This window comes from Helicobacter cappadocius (assembly GCF_030688855.1).
GTDB classification, from domain to species: domain Bacteria; phylum Campylobacterota; class Campylobacteria; order Campylobacterales; family Helicobacteraceae; genus Helicobacter_J; species Helicobacter_J cappadocius.
The window spans coordinates 106,188-121,801 of the sequence record NZ_JAUYZK010000005.1 but is presented as its reverse complement, the minus strand read 5'-3'; the positions used below and the strand labels follow the sequence as shown (position 1 = coordinate 121,801).

Annotated in this window: 15 protein-coding genes; 4 read left to right on the top strand and 11 right to left on the bottom strand. The window is 34.2% G+C overall.

The genetic code is table 11. The features are described 5' to 3' along the window. Positions 1–5 precede the first annotated feature (5 nt). Genes traF through fliQ form a run of 3 tightly spaced genes read right to left on the bottom strand, consistent with a single transcriptional unit; the run spans position 6 to position 2,748 of the window. Positions 6–1,700 (bottom strand): conjugal transfer protein TraF, encoded by a 1,695-nt coding sequence (gene traF, locus Q5I06_RS04725; RefSeq protein WP_305516782.1) that lies wholly within the window; start codon positions 1,698–1,700, stop codon positions 6–8. Positions 1,701–1,711: 11 nt separating this feature from the next. Next, complete coding sequence (locus Q5I06_RS04720) at positions 1,712–2,485, bottom strand: UDP-N-acetylmuramate dehydrogenase (RefSeq protein WP_305516783.1); 774 nt, start codon at positions 2,483–2,485, stop codon at positions 1,712–1,714. Continuing rightward, complete coding sequence (gene fliQ / locus Q5I06_RS04715) at positions 2,482–2,748, bottom strand: flagellar biosynthesis protein FliQ (protein ID WP_095294060.1); 267 nt, start codon at positions 2,746–2,748, stop codon at positions 2,482–2,484. Before fliQ ends, Q5I06_RS04720 begins: the two co-directional genes overlap by 4 nt. A 129-nt stretch (positions 2,749–2,877) precedes the next feature. On the opposite strand from fliQ, the gene trpF reads away from it, so the two are divergent. The 4 genes from trpF to Q5I06_RS04695 all read left to right on the top strand — a co-directional run bounded on the left by trpF (position 2,878) and on the right by Q5I06_RS04695 (position 8,086). Further along, entirely contained in the window at positions 2,878–4,371 is a 1,494-nt protein-coding gene (gene trpF, locus Q5I06_RS04710) for a phosphoribosylanthranilate isomerase (protein ID WP_305516784.1), read from the top strand. A 9-nt stretch (positions 4,372–4,380) separates the two neighbouring features. Further along, entirely contained in the window at positions 4,381–5,649 is a 1,269-nt protein-coding gene (trpB, locus tag Q5I06_RS04705) for a tryptophan synthase subunit beta (RefSeq protein ID WP_305516785.1), read from the top strand. Continuing rightward, the gene (trpA, locus tag Q5I06_RS04700) at positions 5,639–6,391 is read left to right on the top strand and encodes a tryptophan synthase subunit alpha (protein ID WP_305516786.1); all 753 of its coding nucleotides are present in this window, start codon (positions 5,639–5,641) and stop codon (positions 6,389–6,391) included. Before trpB ends, trpA begins: the two co-directional genes overlap by 11 nt. Before the next feature lie 129 nt (positions 6,392–6,520). Next, positions 6,521–8,086: an amidohydrolase gene (locus tag Q5I06_RS04695; RefSeq protein ID WP_305516787.1), complete on the top strand. Its 1,566-nt coding sequence runs from the start codon at positions 6,521–6,523 to the stop codon at positions 8,084–8,086. Between the two features lie 12 nt (positions 8,087–8,098). Here the strand turns inward: Q5I06_RS04695 and Q5I06_RS04690 are convergent, their stop codons facing one another. The 8 genes from Q5I06_RS04690 to Q5I06_RS04655 all read right to left on the bottom strand — a co-directional run bounded on the left by Q5I06_RS04690 (position 8,099) and on the right by Q5I06_RS04655 (position 15,533). Further along, complete coding sequence (locus Q5I06_RS04690; RefSeq protein WP_305516788.1) at positions 8,099–9,307, bottom strand: LL-diaminopimelate aminotransferase; 1,209 nt, start codon at positions 9,305–9,307, stop codon at positions 8,099–8,101. Positions 9,308–9,320: 13 nt separating this feature from the next. Then, entirely contained in the window at positions 9,321–10,148 is an 828-nt protein-coding gene (locus tag Q5I06_RS04685) for a hypothetical protein (protein ID WP_305516789.1), read from the bottom strand. Continuing rightward, positions 10,145–11,125, bottom strand: a complete 981-nt coding sequence (locus tag Q5I06_RS04680) for a hypothetical protein (RefSeq protein ID WP_305516790.1) — start codon at positions 11,123–11,125, stop codon at positions 10,145–10,147. The genes Q5I06_RS04685 and Q5I06_RS04680 overlap by 4 nt, the downstream gene beginning before the upstream one ends. Continuing rightward, the gene (rlmB, locus tag Q5I06_RS04675) at positions 11,126–11,803 is read right to left on the bottom strand and encodes a 23S rRNA (guanosine(2251)-2'-O)-methyltransferase RlmB (protein WP_305516791.1); all 678 of its coding nucleotides are present in this window, start codon (positions 11,801–11,803) and stop codon (positions 11,126–11,128) included. Continuing rightward, positions 11,800–12,660, bottom strand: coding sequence for a 16S rRNA (cytidine(1402)-2'-O)-methyltransferase (rsmI, locus tag Q5I06_RS04670; RefSeq protein ID WP_305516792.1), 861 nt, complete (start codon positions 12,658–12,660; stop codon positions 11,800–11,802). The genes rlmB and rsmI overlap by 4 nt, the downstream gene beginning before the upstream one ends. A 4-nt stretch (positions 12,661–12,664) precedes the next feature. Then, positions 12,665–12,868, bottom strand: coding sequence for a 50S ribosomal protein L31 (gene rpmE, locus Q5I06_RS04665; protein ID WP_095294080.1), 204 nt, complete (start codon positions 12,866–12,868; stop codon positions 12,665–12,667). 84 nt (positions 12,869–12,952) lie between these two features. Further along, on the bottom strand, positions 12,953–14,527 hold the full coding sequence (locus Q5I06_RS04660) for a dipeptide ABC transporter ATP-binding protein (RefSeq protein ID WP_305516793.1): 1,575 nt from the start codon (positions 14,525–14,527) through the stop codon (positions 12,953–12,955). Beyond that, entirely contained in the window at positions 14,502–15,533 is a 1,032-nt protein-coding gene (locus Q5I06_RS04655) for an ABC transporter permease (RefSeq protein WP_305516794.1), read from the bottom strand. The genes Q5I06_RS04660 and Q5I06_RS04655 overlap by 26 nt, the downstream gene beginning before the upstream one ends. Positions 15,534–15,614 lie beyond the last annotated feature (81 nt).

The window sequence follows — 15,614 nt, the reverse complement described above, 5'->3', positions numbered from 1 at the left end:
TCTCCTTACCAACTAAATCCGCCACCAACTTTCAAGCTTATGTAGCTCGGAATGCGAGTGCCTGAAACATCTGTGAGTTTCAGATTTGATTGAAGTGCTAAATCCAAAAATCCCAAAATATTAATTCCCCCAGTGAGTATAACTCCTTCTCCTGCCTTACTTGCCAAATCATACATGCTACCAAAACGTAAATCAATATATTTAAAATCAAACATCACTCCCCCACCAATCATTTGGTTTTTTGGAGAAAGATATGAAAGAGTATTATTAGGCTTAAGATCCATATCCATCGCTAGAGATAAGAAACGCCACTCATAAGAAATCCCTGCACGAACTTGAGGATCAAGAATGATTTTTTGATTGTCATTTACAGAAATACTTGGACTATTGATGTCTTTTGCAACGATGCCTATATTAAAGCCACCATAATTATACAAACCTCCAATATCTATCCCAAATGTATTTTGAGGACTAATTGAACCAAAGTCATTACCAGAATATCCATCTGAGATACTGCTAAAAGAACCTGTTTTGTTAATACTCTCTCCTAGTGCAAAAATATATTTTGCAACAAAACCGATACTAAAATTACCTATAGGGGTAGAAAAAGCCTGTCCATAGCCAATGGGGATTTCTCCTAATGTCAAACCTGTAACATGTAATTGATGCTGTGCACTGTCGCTTAAGATTGAATGATTATCGTAATCTGCTTTTGTGGAGTTACTCAAAACAATTTCATTATCATTAATATCTACTTTTACATAGCTTCCATCTGATGAAGCAATGATCTGATTGTGCGAAGGATCAAAACTCGCACTTGCAGAAATAAAGGCACTTCCAAAGACACCAAAAGCAATAGCTCCCCTTCCATCAGGTCCATTTCCACCTATTTGTCCAACCAGTCCATTTTGTGTATTGGCACTCAAGTCATTTTTATCAAGTGCATTTTTGATGGAACTGATATTTTTGATAAGATCTTCAGTAGCCCCGTCAGGAGTCAATTTCACACTTCCTAAAGCACTTAAAACATCGCCTACATTTACATTTCCGCTATCGCCTTTTTGAATCAAATCAGCGATTCCATTGACTTGAGAAGGGGTGAGATTTTTGACAACGCTTTTTAAAATACCTGTATCCTCCCCGCTTTTATCAATCGCATCAAGCATTTGAGTTTGAAGATAATCAAACGCTCTCAAACCACTACTGTTAAGACTTCCATCTGTGAGAGTGGCAGCTTTGAATTGCTTTATCGCATCATCTATGCTTGTGGCGCTGCTAATTTTACTGCCCTGTGCACCGCCAATAGCATTGCCCAATAAAGTTTTAATATCGCCAAGCTCCTTGAATACATCAGCATTACCACCACTAGAAACGCCACTAGCTCCTGTTAGAAAAGCACCGCTGATTCCTGAAGATGAGTGCGAACCTACGGAAATATTTTTGACATCATCTACATTTATATTTGCCAAACCTAGTAAATTTGTCTCTCTAACATTCGCTCCAAAACTATAAGCAAATCGCGATTTTCTATCCATTCCAAGCAAAGCAGGGTTGTAATAAAGTGCCCATTGTGAATTCCTAAGAGCTACTCCAGCTCCACCCATACTTGTGGAAATATTTCCCATAGAACCAAATTCAAGTGCATCTAATCCCATACCAAACAAAGAACCCATTATGATAATTTTAGAAATTTTTTTCATAAGCCCTCCTTTTATATTATGACAACTTCCTCTTGAAGCTTAATGCCATATTCTTCAAAAACTCTTTTTTTAGCTAATTCAATCAAACTGATTGCATCTTCAAAATCCCCTTTTGCAAGGTTAATGAGGAAATTTGCGTGTTCTTTAGAAAAAGCAACATCCCTGATATTATATCCTTTTAATCCGACAGATTCTAGCAATCTTCCTGCAAAATCTCCTTTAGGATTTTTAAAACAACTTCCACAGCTAGGTTTTTTTGGATGTGTAAAACGCATAGATTCAAAAATTTCAACTAATTCATATCTAAAACCAGGATTTTTTTTGAATCTAGCAGCTAATATCACTCCTTTTATATCTGTATTTCGATACCCCATAGAGAGCATATCTACATCGATCCATTTCCCATCAACGCACACAGAATCTAAAATATTTTTTATTTCATACTCTTTCATCCCAGCATTCATCTTAACAAGCCCACCAAGACTACCGGGCAAAGCACGTAAAAACTCTAATCCTCCTAAATCCCAATCTCTAAAATATCGATAAATTTTCCCACTACTACTAGCTCCCCCTACTTCGATAAAATCACCCTTATCTAAAATATAGTCATATTTTTCTCCCAATATTGCGATATTTTTGGCACTAGGAGAGACTAAAAGATTATTTCCATATCCTATTATCTTGACTTCTTTTTCAATATCACACACATCTTCAAGGATTTTTACACATAAGCTTGAACCTATCTTGATGCTACAGTATTTTGAAAAATCAATGATTTTAGTCACAAAACAAACTTTGGTATTAAGTTTATCAATGTTCTAGTGTAGTCTAAAAGCATATTGAGCATCCATGGCATCGTAAGAATAATCACGCCAATCACAGCTAAAATTTTAGGTACAAAAGAGAGTGTCATCTCGTTTATTTGTGTAGTTGCCTGAAAAATACTCACCAACAAACCCACAATCAAACCTGCTAAAAGGATTGGCAAAGAAATAATCAAGGTAATCTTATAAGTCTCGATCGCTAGTCCCATCAATTGTGATTCCAAAGCAGTGCTCCTGATTATTTTGTGCAATATTTGGTTAAGATTATATCTAAATATTTTATGCAAAAAGGCTTTATTTTAGCTTTTTATGTGTATCATTTAATCACTGATTCTACTTTTAATAAGGATAAAATGACAATGGTAGAGGTTTTGAAAAACATAACCCAAAAAAGGGATTGTAAAATTTCTAATTTAGGCTTTGGTTTTGGTCATCGCATTCCTCAAAAAAGAGAAGTCCCCTTGTCCCCTCCTAAATTTGATCCAAACACACCCTTGATGATCGCAGAAATAAAACGAGCCTCTCCATCAGCTGGAAAAATTGGGGATATTTCAGAGCCTACAAACTTAGCACAAATATATTTAAACAATGGTGCAAAGGTTATTTCCATCCTCACAGAAGAAGATTATTTTAATGGCAGTCTCATAGATCTAATGTCTGTCAAAAATACCTTCAAAAATACCACTATTTTGAGAAAAGATTTCATTCAATACGCAGAGGAAATTGAAATATCATATCTAGCTGGAGCAGATATGGTACTGATTATTATCGCTATGTTTATGGATGATAAGGCAAAAGAAATAGAGCTTCAAAAAATCCTATCTGAATGCAAAAAATACTCACTCACGCCACTTTTTGAAATTCACAACCAAAGAGAATGCGATTTTGCTTTAAAATTAGAGCCATCTATTTTAGGCATCAACTCTAGGAGTTTGCACACCTTTGAGATTGATAAAAACAAAGCACTCAATCTCAAATCTTTGATTCCAAATTCCATCAAAACCATCTTTGAATCTGGAATACACTCAAGCTTTGATGGATATCTTGCTGGAAGTTTTGGATTTGATGGAATGCTTTGTGGAAGCTATCTAGTAAAAAACGAAGGTAAAAATCTTCCAAATCTTATTAAAGCCTACCAAAAAGGTAAAAAGCAAAAAAATTCTTTTTTTTCAGCGGTTTTTCAAAAACTTTATTCTAACGCTACGCCCATCATCAAAATTTGTGGTATCACCAATATTGATGATGCGATCTCTTGTGCAGAAGCTGGAGCAGATATGATAGGATTGATTATGGTCAAACAAAGCCCAAGATACCAAGATCAAAAATCCATCAAAGAAATATCAAAAGCTCTCAATAAGCTTTATCCCAATATCTTAAAAGTAGGCGTTATCACTAATGAAAAAAGCTCTCTTATTAGTGCAAAAGAATTGCTCAAAGAAGGTATTTTAGATTGTCTGCAACTTCATAGCTGTGATCCTTTTTCTCCTAATAATTTCGCATCTACCGATCTCAGGGAAGCTGATTTTAACTTTTATATTTGTGTTAATCTTGAGGATATTTCAGAATATCCAAAAGATTTTGTCTCACCTTTTGTGTTGCTTGATTCTAAGTGTGTACTTGGAGGAGGCAGTGGTAAAAGTATTCCTTTAGAAGAACTTCAAAAACTAAAAAATAATGGTATAGATTTGTTTATTGCTGGAGGGATTGGGGAGCAAAATATTTCTGAAATTTTGGCATTAAAACCAAAAATGGTAGATATCAACTCAAAGGTAGAATCCGCAGTAGGGAAAAAAGACATCATGAAGGTTAAAAATATTATCCAAATCATCAAAACATATCCTAATTGAGAGAAAGAAATGAAAAAAATACCTCTAAAATCCCATCATAAATTTTTTGGCGATTCAAAAGATTTCGGCGGACAATATACTCCTGAAATATTGCGTCCTGCACTAATTGAACTTGAAAAAGCATATAAAAAAATCTTTCCAAGCAAAGCTTATCAAACAGAACTAAAAGATTTACTCAAACATTTTGTAGGTCGCCCCACTCCACTTATCTACGCAAAAAATGCTTCAAAAATATTAGGAAATGAAATCTATCTTAAATTTGAAGGACTTGCCAATACAGGAGCACATAAAATAAACAACGCTATTGGACAAGTTTTGTTAGCAAAAAAAATGGGGAAGAAAAAAATCATCGCCGAAACAGGAGCTGGACAACATGGACTAGCTACTGCCGCAGCTGCTGCAAAACTAGGGCTTAGTTGCGAAATATATATGGGAGAGATTGATATTGCAAGACAAAGACCAAATGTTTTCAATATGGAACTTTTTGGAGCGAAAGTTATAAGTGTAGCTTCAGGAACAAAAACTCTCAAAGATGCCGTTAATGAGACATTAAGAGTTTGGAGCAAAGAGAGTAGTGAAACATTTTATGTGCTAGGAAGTGCATTGGGACCTTATCCTTATCCAGATATCGTACGCGATCTTCAGAGTATTATTGGAAAAGAAGTCAGAAAACAATGCAAGGATTATTTCTCAGATCTTCCTGATATTATGATAGCTTGTGTTGGAGGAGGAAGCAATTCAATAGGGTTTTTCACCGAATTTCTAAATGACAAACAGGTGCATCTCATCGGTGTAGAAGCTGGAGGTATTGGAAAAGCAACAGGTCAAAATGCCGCTAGAATAAATAAGGATATGCGCACAGGTATTGCACAAGGCTATAAAAGTATTTTTTTACAAGACAAAGAAGGCAATCTTTCTCCCACTCACTCAATTAGTGCTGGTCTTGATTATGCTGGAATTGGACCTCAACTAGCTTATTTGGCATCTATTGGAAGGATTGAATTCACTTCAGCCCTTGATAGTGAAGTTATTGAAGCTTTGAAATTTTTTGCAAAGCACGAAGGCATTATTCCTGCTTTAGAATCTTCTCACGCTCTAGCAGAAGTCATCAATATCTCCAAAAAAACAAAAAACAAAAAAATCATCGCCAATATATCTGGACGAGGAGATAAAGATATATTCATCACAGCAAAGGCTATCAACCCTAAAGATTGGGAAAAATTTTTAACAGAAGAAATCAAAAGAATCAAAAATGTGAGAGTAAAAGATGAAAAATAAAAAAACGAATGTGTTAATGGGACATATTGTTGCAGGTTATCCAACCAAAGAAATGAGTGTTCAAGCGGGATTTGGTATTTGTAAAGGTGGAGCAAAATACTTAGAAGTGCAATTTCCATTTTCTGATCCAAATGCTGATGGAACTATTATTGAAAGTGCTTGTGTTGAAGCATTAAAAAACGGTTTTAAAATAGAAGATGGTTTTGATATTATCAAAAATCTCTCTGAAAATACTTCTAGTGAAATACTCATCGTAACCTATGCAAACATTGTTTATAGCTATGGAATAAAAAACTTCGTCAAAAGAGCAAAACAATGCGGGGCAAAAGGCATCATCGTGCCTGATCTTCCTTTTGAAGAAGATGAAGGTTTAAGAAAATTTGCCCTTGAAGAAGAAATTAAAGTCATCGAACTTATTGCCCCTGGTATAACCCCTGAGAGAATAAAAAAACTCTCAAAAACTCCAAGTGATTTTGTTTATGTGGTCGCAAGAACTGGAATCACTGGAAAAAAAACTCATATCAATCAAGATCTATTTGAATGGATAGAATTTGTAAGATCTAATTGTAATAAAAAAATAGCATTAGGTTTTGGCATCAATTCTAACTCTCAAATAAAAGCACTTCAGGGCAAGGTTGATATTGTTGTGGTAGGAAGCTATTTTGTACAAAAAATAACTTCTCATAAAAAAAATATCCAATCATTTCTTCAAAAATATGCAACTGATTTGTTATCGTTTTAGATTATCTGCATTCAAGTAACAATATGTATCACTAATGTACATTATAAAAATATTTTTATACACACATTCACTATTTACTGATATATTTTATTTATTAGCACGTGAAACTTCAAACTAAAAGGACTTACAATGCAGTATTTTAAGAATGGTAAAATTTTTCAAGGAGAGGCGAAATTTTGCGAGGCAATGGGTATAGAAAATGGAAAAATTGCTTGGGTTGGAGACAATGAATCCATCAAAAATGAAAATGCTTTGGATTTAAAAAACTCCCTTGTTATTCCTACTTTTATTGACTCACACACCCACCCTAGTATGGTAGCAAAAAATATCGATAGAGTTCCATGTCTGCCACCACTTGTAAATTCTATAGCAGAAATGATTGAAGCCCTAAAAAAATCTCCTCAAAATACAGGAAATCCTAATGATTGGATAGAGGGCTATGGCTGGGATGAAAATGTTTTTAGCGAAGGAAGACTTCCAACTTGCAAAGATATTGATAAGGTTTCCACCACTCAACCTGTGATTGTCTATCATTCATCTTATCACTTGATCGTCTGCAATTCAAAAGCCATTGAAATAGCTGGGGTTGATAAAAATACCAAAGACACACAAAAGGGCAAAATAGGAAGATTTGAAAATGGCGAACCCAATGGTATTTTCTATGAAATGGGAGCTATTAATCTTGTCGCAAACAAACAAAAACCTGATAGTCTAGAAGATACAATTACTCAAGTGCTTAAACTAGGAAAAAAATATGATTCATTAGGAGTGAGTGCGGTAGCTGATATGCTATGTCTTTTTCACCCTTATGACAGAATCAGTATCTATGAAGAGGCAAAAAAAAGAGGTTTCAAACAAAAAGTTGTACTTTATTATGAGTGGGGAGCTATCAAAAAGCTAGGCAAAAAACCTTTAAAAAGAGAGGTTGGGGATATTTTTATCGGGGGTATCAAGCTTTTTATGGATGGCAGCATCGCTGGAAGAACTGCATTTATGAAAAAACCTTATCCTAATAGCAATGATGTAGGAATGAAGATGATGGATGAGGCCGAACTTCTTGAAGCGATCGAATATGCTAGAGAAAATCATCTGCAAGTCGCTATTCATGTAATGGGAGATGCTTCAATTGAATTTATTGTCAATACCTGCAAAGATATACAACCTTGGCTAAAAGACACACCCAATATCAGATTAGAACATGCCTCGATCATGTCTGTGCCTATACTAAAAACAATGAAAGACGCTAAAATGTCTTTTGGAATAGCTCCACAACCTATTTTTCTCTTTTCTGAATATATGGCTTATAAGAATAATTTAACTCCTGATTTGTTGGCAATGGCATATGGAATGAAAACAGATGATGAATATGTACTCACAACCCTCTCTAGCGATTCTCCTGCTACGCTTTGGGTTGATCCAGAAAATCTATATACAACGCTTGGAGCAAGTGTAAATCGTGTCAGCTCTACAGGCAAAGATATGAATAAAAAAGAAGCTATCAGCGTTTCAAAAGCTATAGATATGCTCTCAATCAATGGAGCTAAAATAATGGGATTAAAAGATATAGGGAAGCTAGAAAAAGGATATGAAGCGAGTTTTCAAATCCTTGATAAAGATATTTTCAATATCCCTAGCGAAGAACTAGGAAATATTCTACCAAAAGAAGTATATATCAAGGGAGAAAAAGTCCTTTGATAAAGGACTTAATTAATGGAAGTTCTTCAAAAAATTTTTCAAATTTCTTGAGGCTTGTCTGATACGTTTTTCATTCTCTATCAGTGCAATCCTCACATAACCTTCCCCATGCTCACCAAATCCAACACCTGGACTTAAGGCGATTTTGGCTTCTTTTAATAATCTTTTTGAAAACTCAAGACTGCCCAAATGCTCAACACATGCTGGAATTTTCGCCCAAATAAACATACTTGCTTTTGGTTTATTTATCTCCCATCCAGCTTCTTTAAAACTTTTTATCAATACTTCCATTCGTCTTTGATATTTTTTCTTGATATCCTCGACGCACTCTTGATCTCCTTCTAAAGCAACAGTTGCTGCTATCTGCATAGGAGTATAAATGCCATAATCAATCCAGCTCTTGATTTTTTGCAATGCGGTAATCATCTTGGTATTACCAACCACAAAACCAATCCTCCATCCTGCCATATTGTAACTTTTACTCAAAGTATAAGTTTCAACAGCGACATCCTTTGCTCCTGCTATCTGCATAATGCTTGGTGTTTCATACCCATCATAACACAAATCAGCATAAGCAATATCACTTATAATATAAAAACGTTCTTGCTTTGCTAAGCTCACCAAACGCTCATAAAAACTTTTATAAGCTATAACAGTAGTAGGATTGTGAGGAAAATTCACGACAACAAACTTCGGTTTAGGCATTGCCTCTTTGAGTATTCTTGATATATTGTTAAAAAAATGATCTTCATCAAGCTCCATTTTTTCATTCCACTTGATACCAAATCTCGCAACATTTGCACCATTGAGTATAAAAGCATAGTAATGAATTGGATAAGCAGGTTCAGCGACAATAGCATTATCACCGGGGTTTGTGATCGCTTGTATTAAATGCACATACCCCTCTTTACTCCCCATGCTGACACAAACTTCACTATTAGCATCAAGATCAACATTATATTTGCGTTTATACCAATTACATATCCCTAAACGCAATTTATAAATACCCCTACTTGCAGAATATCCATGATTTTTTGGCTTAGAAATAGCTTCAGATAGTTTGTCTATGATATGTTGTGGAGTAGGGCCATCAGGATTACCCATACTAAAATCAATCACATCTTCGTTGTGTTGTCTCATGTCTAATTTGATCTCATTAATAGCTGCAAATACATATTTTGGTAGACGCTTGATTTTTTCAAATTCTATTTCATCGAACATAAGCCCCTCCTCCCTATTTCTTATCAAAATTTTGAAAATCTATTTTAATTCCATTTTTTATAATAGCAGGATTTTGAGCATCAGTAACCATAATAAAACTAACTCCTTCCAAAATAGTCAAAGTTATCTCTTTTGCGGTTGCACTTTGGGTGATGAGATTGATGATTTGTAGATTTTTATCATAAAGCACAATTCTTGGACGCCAAGAAGTAGTGTTTGCCGTAATAGTCATATTTCCCTGCCCTTTTACGCTAAACCAGTACTCTCCACTCACTTCTGTTACTTGGAGAGTTTGGGGGGCTTCTATTTGTTTGGTATTGGCAAGTTTTGGATCCACCAATTCAATATCATATTCCCAGCTAGTAATTGAATTTCTTTTGATATCCAAAAAAATGTATCCACGTTTAGCTAGTTCGTTAATAATAATAGAAGGATCTAATGCATGTTCAGTAGAAAAACTAAAAGTTATCTTCGACATTCCTTTTTCGTATTGTGCCTGTGATACAGCAAAATACGAATAACCCATTGAAGAAAGGGCACTATTAATGCTTCGAGCTAAGAAAATGGGGGTTGTCTGGGAAGCAAAAGTAATATCAAGATCGCCAGGTTCGCTAAACTTCAATATCAACAAACCATTGTCCTTTAATGTGGTGACAACTTTTTTAATATCAAGTCTGCCATCAGAATAAAATTTTTCTCTGTCTTTGAAAATCCTATCAATAAAGTTTTTATTAACATTATATGATTGCATGCCTATAAGGTTTTGAACTTTATCATCTAGTATATCCCCCCATAAAGTCAGCACAAACAAAAAAAAGCAGAAAAAAAACTTTTTTATCATTGTTCTTGACCGCTTAATTCCAAATATTTTGAATATCGAATTTGTTTAAGCCCATCTTTTGGAGTATATAAAAATCTAAGTGGATATGCCTTATCATATTCAACCCTTTCATCATTGTTTTGAAGTGTAAGTTCTCCATGACCAAAAGATATCAACAAGCTATCACTTCCAGTTTTTATTGAATAGCTGTCCTGAATGATGGTTTGTTTTTTTTCTTTGGTATCTAAGTCTATTACTTCAACCCAAAGGCTTTTTTTCGGAGTTACTAAAATTTCACTTTCTTCAGGAATATTTTGATCACTTGGCTGTAATGTCTCAGAAGATGTAGTAGCCAAATCACTAGCTTTATTTGCAACCTTAGGTTCTGGTGAAACTGAAGGGGCTTGAATTTTGTTAATTTCAGAAACATTCCCATCTTCTTTGGAGTCAAAATCACTTTTGGCTCCTGTAGATGTTTGAGCTTCATCTTGAGATTCTTTAGGGGTTAATTGAGTAGATATATCAACATCTTGTGTAGTTTGAGAACTTTGTGCAATATCCTGTGTATCAGCCATTTCAGAATGATGAGAGAAACTTTTATATACAAGATAACCACCTAAGATAACTACCACAACAACAATTAAAATATAAAATCGCTTTTTTGAAATAATCTGTTTTTTTCTCTCTTCGATTAAATCATCTTTTTGTTTTTGAGTATCTAAATACAGATTACTCACAGGAGGTTCAACTACTAAATCTCTACCATCATCTTGAGTGTCAATATCTACAAAAAACCTTTCATCATACTCCTTGAGCCAAGAGCTCAAATCAACTTTATATTCACGTTCAAGTATTTTCAAAAACCCAACCACGCGAACCCTCTGCACATTAGAAAATCTTTTTTCTAATATATCCTCTATTTTATTGATAGAAATCTTTGTTGTTTTGTTGATTTCTTTGACACCAATTTTTTTGAGTATATCTATCGCTTCATCCATTCAACACATCCTATTGATTAAAATTCCAGCAGCTACGCTCACATTAAGCGAATTGAAATCATTTTTTATTTTGATTGACACTATTTTATCAAGTTTTGATAAAATTTTCCTATTTAATCCTGCACCTTCATTTCCCAAAAATAAAGCCCATTTATTTTTTATACTTACTTCTTGAATATTTTCACCCTTCATATCAGCTCCATAACAGCAAAATCCTTCATTTTTTAGCTCATTGATAATCTCTAAAACATTCTTGGAAATACAAAATGGAATATCTAGCATAGCTCCTACGCTTGAACGCAATACACCTTCATAAGAAATACTTTCTGAAAGCCCCAAGACAATCCCTTCCACTCCCAAACAATAAGCACTTCTAAAAATAGCTCCTATATTTCCAACATCAGTGATACCACAAAGTATCAAAAGTCTGTTAAACTTTTTAATATCCTTTATGGGAGTATGAGTAGGAGGGATTATTTTTGCCAAAAAACCTTGATGATTCCCCCCTCTAGCAAGAGCTTGGGCTTTTTTATTATCTACACGTAATATCACCCTATTGTTTTTAGCCATCATAGAAAAAAGCTTTGGTTCGATCTCTTTGGCAAGATAAATTTCTTCAATTTTTTGAGGATGATATTGCAATAAATACATCACAACTTGCTTACCATAAACAATCATCTATTTTGTCCTTCTTTGCAGATTCTTTCATAGATGCTTTTAATATCTTTATTTTCAAGCTTAGCGAGTATTTTGGCTTTTACTTTAGGAGGAATATCCATTTGCGATATTTGAGCCAAAGTAAGAGAGGGTTCAATTTTTTTCTCTACATTCATCACCAAAACCCATTCTCCATTAGTATTGACTTTTTTTATTTCCTCTAAAACATCCACCGCTTTTCCATAGAAAAATTTTTGATGCAACTTGGTCATCTCTTTGATGGCAAATAAATGAATATTTGGATACAAACAAACAATATCCCCTAAAGAATCCAAAATCCTATGAGGACTCTCATACACAACAATCACAACATCTTGTTGCAAAATCGAGATACCTTGCATGAGATTAGCAATGCGTTCTTTTCTGTCTTTTTGTTTATGTGGCAAGAATCCTGCAAACAAAAATCCATCAGATACAATACCTGAAAAACAATAAGCACTCACACTAGCACTCACACCAGGCAAAACATCATAAGGAATATTTTCGCTCATAGCGTATGCGACCAAGCTCATACCAGGATCGCTCACACAAGGCATTCCAGCATCACTTATAAATACAATATTTTTTTCAAAAAAACCCCTGTGAATAGAATCTAAAAATTCTTTTTCATTATGGGAATGAAAAGGGATAAACTGCTTGGAATCAAAAATTTTGGGAAAATTATCTTTAATTAGAGAATTTTTTTCAAGAAGTGATATGAGTTTCTTGCCAACCCTAACATCCTCACACATTATCACATCTGAATCTGCTAAAACCTGCAAACTACGCAAGGTAATATCAGCCAAATTGCCTATAGGCGTGGGCAAAAGGGTCAGCACAAAATTATTTTAGACTATATTTTTGTTTAAATTTCTCAACTCTACCTGCTGCATCAGCTATTTTATCACTACCTGTATAAAAAGGATGACAAAAACTAGATATATCAATTCTAAGCTCACTTTTAGTGCTCAATACTTCAATTTCTTTTCCACTTGTAACACAAGTAACCTTACAGGGAACATACTCTGGATGAATGCCTTTTTTCATTACACTTCCTTCAAAAGATTTACATTAATGGGAGATTATAACTCAAATATGCTTAGAATTTATTAAAATATCTATCAAGTCCCATTAAACTCGCATTCTTGAACTTAACAATTCTTGAGTATAAGGATTCTTTGGATTTGTAAAAACCTCTTTTGTGCGTCCATACTCCATCATCCTTCCCTTCCATAAAACCATCACATCATCACATACTGCCTCGATCACATCTAAATCATGGCTAATAAATAAATAACTCAATCCATAGTCTTTTTGAAGTTTCAAAAGCAATTCGATCACAATTTTTTGGGTGCTTTTATCAAGTGCGGATGTAGGTTCATCTAAAATGATGATTTTAGGTCTAAGTGCAATCGCTCTAGCAATAGCCACTCTTTGTCTTTGTCCTCCACTTAATTGATGAGGATAAGATTGCATAAAGCTAGGATTAAGCCCTACAGATTCAAGAATTTTTTCAACCCCTTCATTCTCTCTAATTTCTCCTAGCTTCAATGCCTCAAGGATAATATCACATATCCTCATTCTAGGGTTTAATGAAGCATATGGATCTTGAAAGACGATTTGAATATCCCTTCGATATGGCTTGAAGGTTTTTTGATTCATTTTATCGACTCGATTTCCTAAAATCCACTCTTCTCCTGTGCTTTTTATTAGCCTTAAAACTCCCAATGCAAAACTACTTTTTCCACTTCCAGATTCTCCTACTATACCTATAGTTTGAGATTGATGGAGAATTAGAAATATTTCTGATAGAACCTTATTTTCCTTTTTGCCAAAAAAGAAGTTTTCCTTTGTATAACTGATGGCAAAATCTTTAACCTCAAATATTTTTTTATCTGTTTGTAAAAGTTTTTTTTTGGGCAAAACTAAAGCATCTAAAAGCTTTTGGGTGTAGGCATCTTCAGGAGAAGAAAAAACTCTTTCCACCTGCCCTTTTTCGCAAATTCTACCCTCTTTCATTACATACACCCTATTAACAAAATCCTTCACAATTCCCAAATCATGGCTAATAAATAAAATCGCAATTTTATTTATTTCACTCAAATTATAAAGCAAATCTAAAATCTGTTTTTGAACACTCATGTCTAATGCAGTTGTTGGTTCATCACAAATAAGGAGTTTGGGATTATTGATTACAGCCATAGCAATAGCTATTCTTTGTCTCTGTCCTCCACTTAATTCATAAGGATAACGATTTTTTAGTTTTACATCTAAGCCAACTCGTAAAAAAATCTCATCCACTTTTTGTTCCATTGTTTTTGCATTCAAATGTGTATGGTGTAGAAAAAAAGATTCTAAAACCTGTCTTCCAACTTTATGTAAGGGGTTTAAACTCCCTAAAGGTTCTTGAGAAATATATCCGATCTCTTTACCTCGAAGAAGTTGTATTGATTTTTTCTTTAAGTCTAATAAATTCTTTCCTTCAAATTCTATGCTACCACTTTTTATAAGCACATCGGAATAAAGTTTCAATATCATATTGGAAATAAAACTTTTTCCACTTCCAGATTCTCCAACAAGCCCCACTCTCTCTCCAGCATAAATATCCAAATCAATATCTTTAAGCCCAAATCCTCCCACAAAACCACAATTCAATGATCTGATGTTTAATAATGGTAATTTATCTGACATTTGAATCAAAGGCATCTCGAACACCCTCCCCTATAAAAACCAATACAGAAAGCAAGATAGCCACCGCCATAAATCCCACTATTGCTAGATGAGGAGAAGTGAGATTATTTTTTCCTTGAGACAAAAGCTCTCCTAAAGAAGCACTCCCTACTGGCATTCCAAAACCTAAAAAATCCAAACTTGTAAGTGCAGCGATACTCCCTGCCATGATAAAAGGGATATAAGTAATGGTTGCTACAAGTGCATTTGGCAAAATATGATAAAAAATAATTCTAATATCACTACTACCTAATGCCTTAGAGGCTCTAACATAGTCCATATTTCTGCCTCTTAAAAATTCTGCACGAACTACGCCAACTAAACTCATCCAGCTAAAAAGAAGCACTAAAGCAAGTATCCACCAAAAATTCGGAGCAATAAAACTAGAAATAATAATAACTAAAAACAACATAGGTACTCCGCTCCAAATCTCTACAAATCTTTGCCCAAATAAATCCAATGCTCCCCCATAATACCCCTGTAATGCTCCTACACTTACACCAATTATCACACTAAAAAAACTCAAAATCAGAGCAAAAATAAGAGAGATTCTATAGCCATAAAGCAATCTCGCACTCACATCTCTAGCTTGATCATCAGTTCCGAGCCAATGTTTAAAACTAGGAGGATTAGGTGCTGGAGAATCCAAATCCATCACTATGGTATTGTAGCTATAAGGGATAATAGGGTAAATCACAAAGGCATTTTGAAGGAGTTTTTTTACATAAGGATCATTATAGTTAGCTTCTGTATCAAAATCACCCCCAAAAACTTTTTCGGGGTAACTAATAAAAATAGGAAAATAAGCTTTATGATCTTTATAAATAAACAATGGTTTTTGATTTGCAATAAAATCTGCACTCATTGAAACAAGAAACAAAATAATAAAAATCCATAGGGAATAAAAGGCTCTTTTGTTTTTACAAAATATCCTCCATCGTTGCTTCAATATCGGAGAATTCGCAAAACCGAAAAAAACCATTAAATATTCCCTTTTTCTAGGAATTGTACAAAAAAATAATAAATTCAAAGAAGCCTTATATAAACAAATCTCAATTTAGAT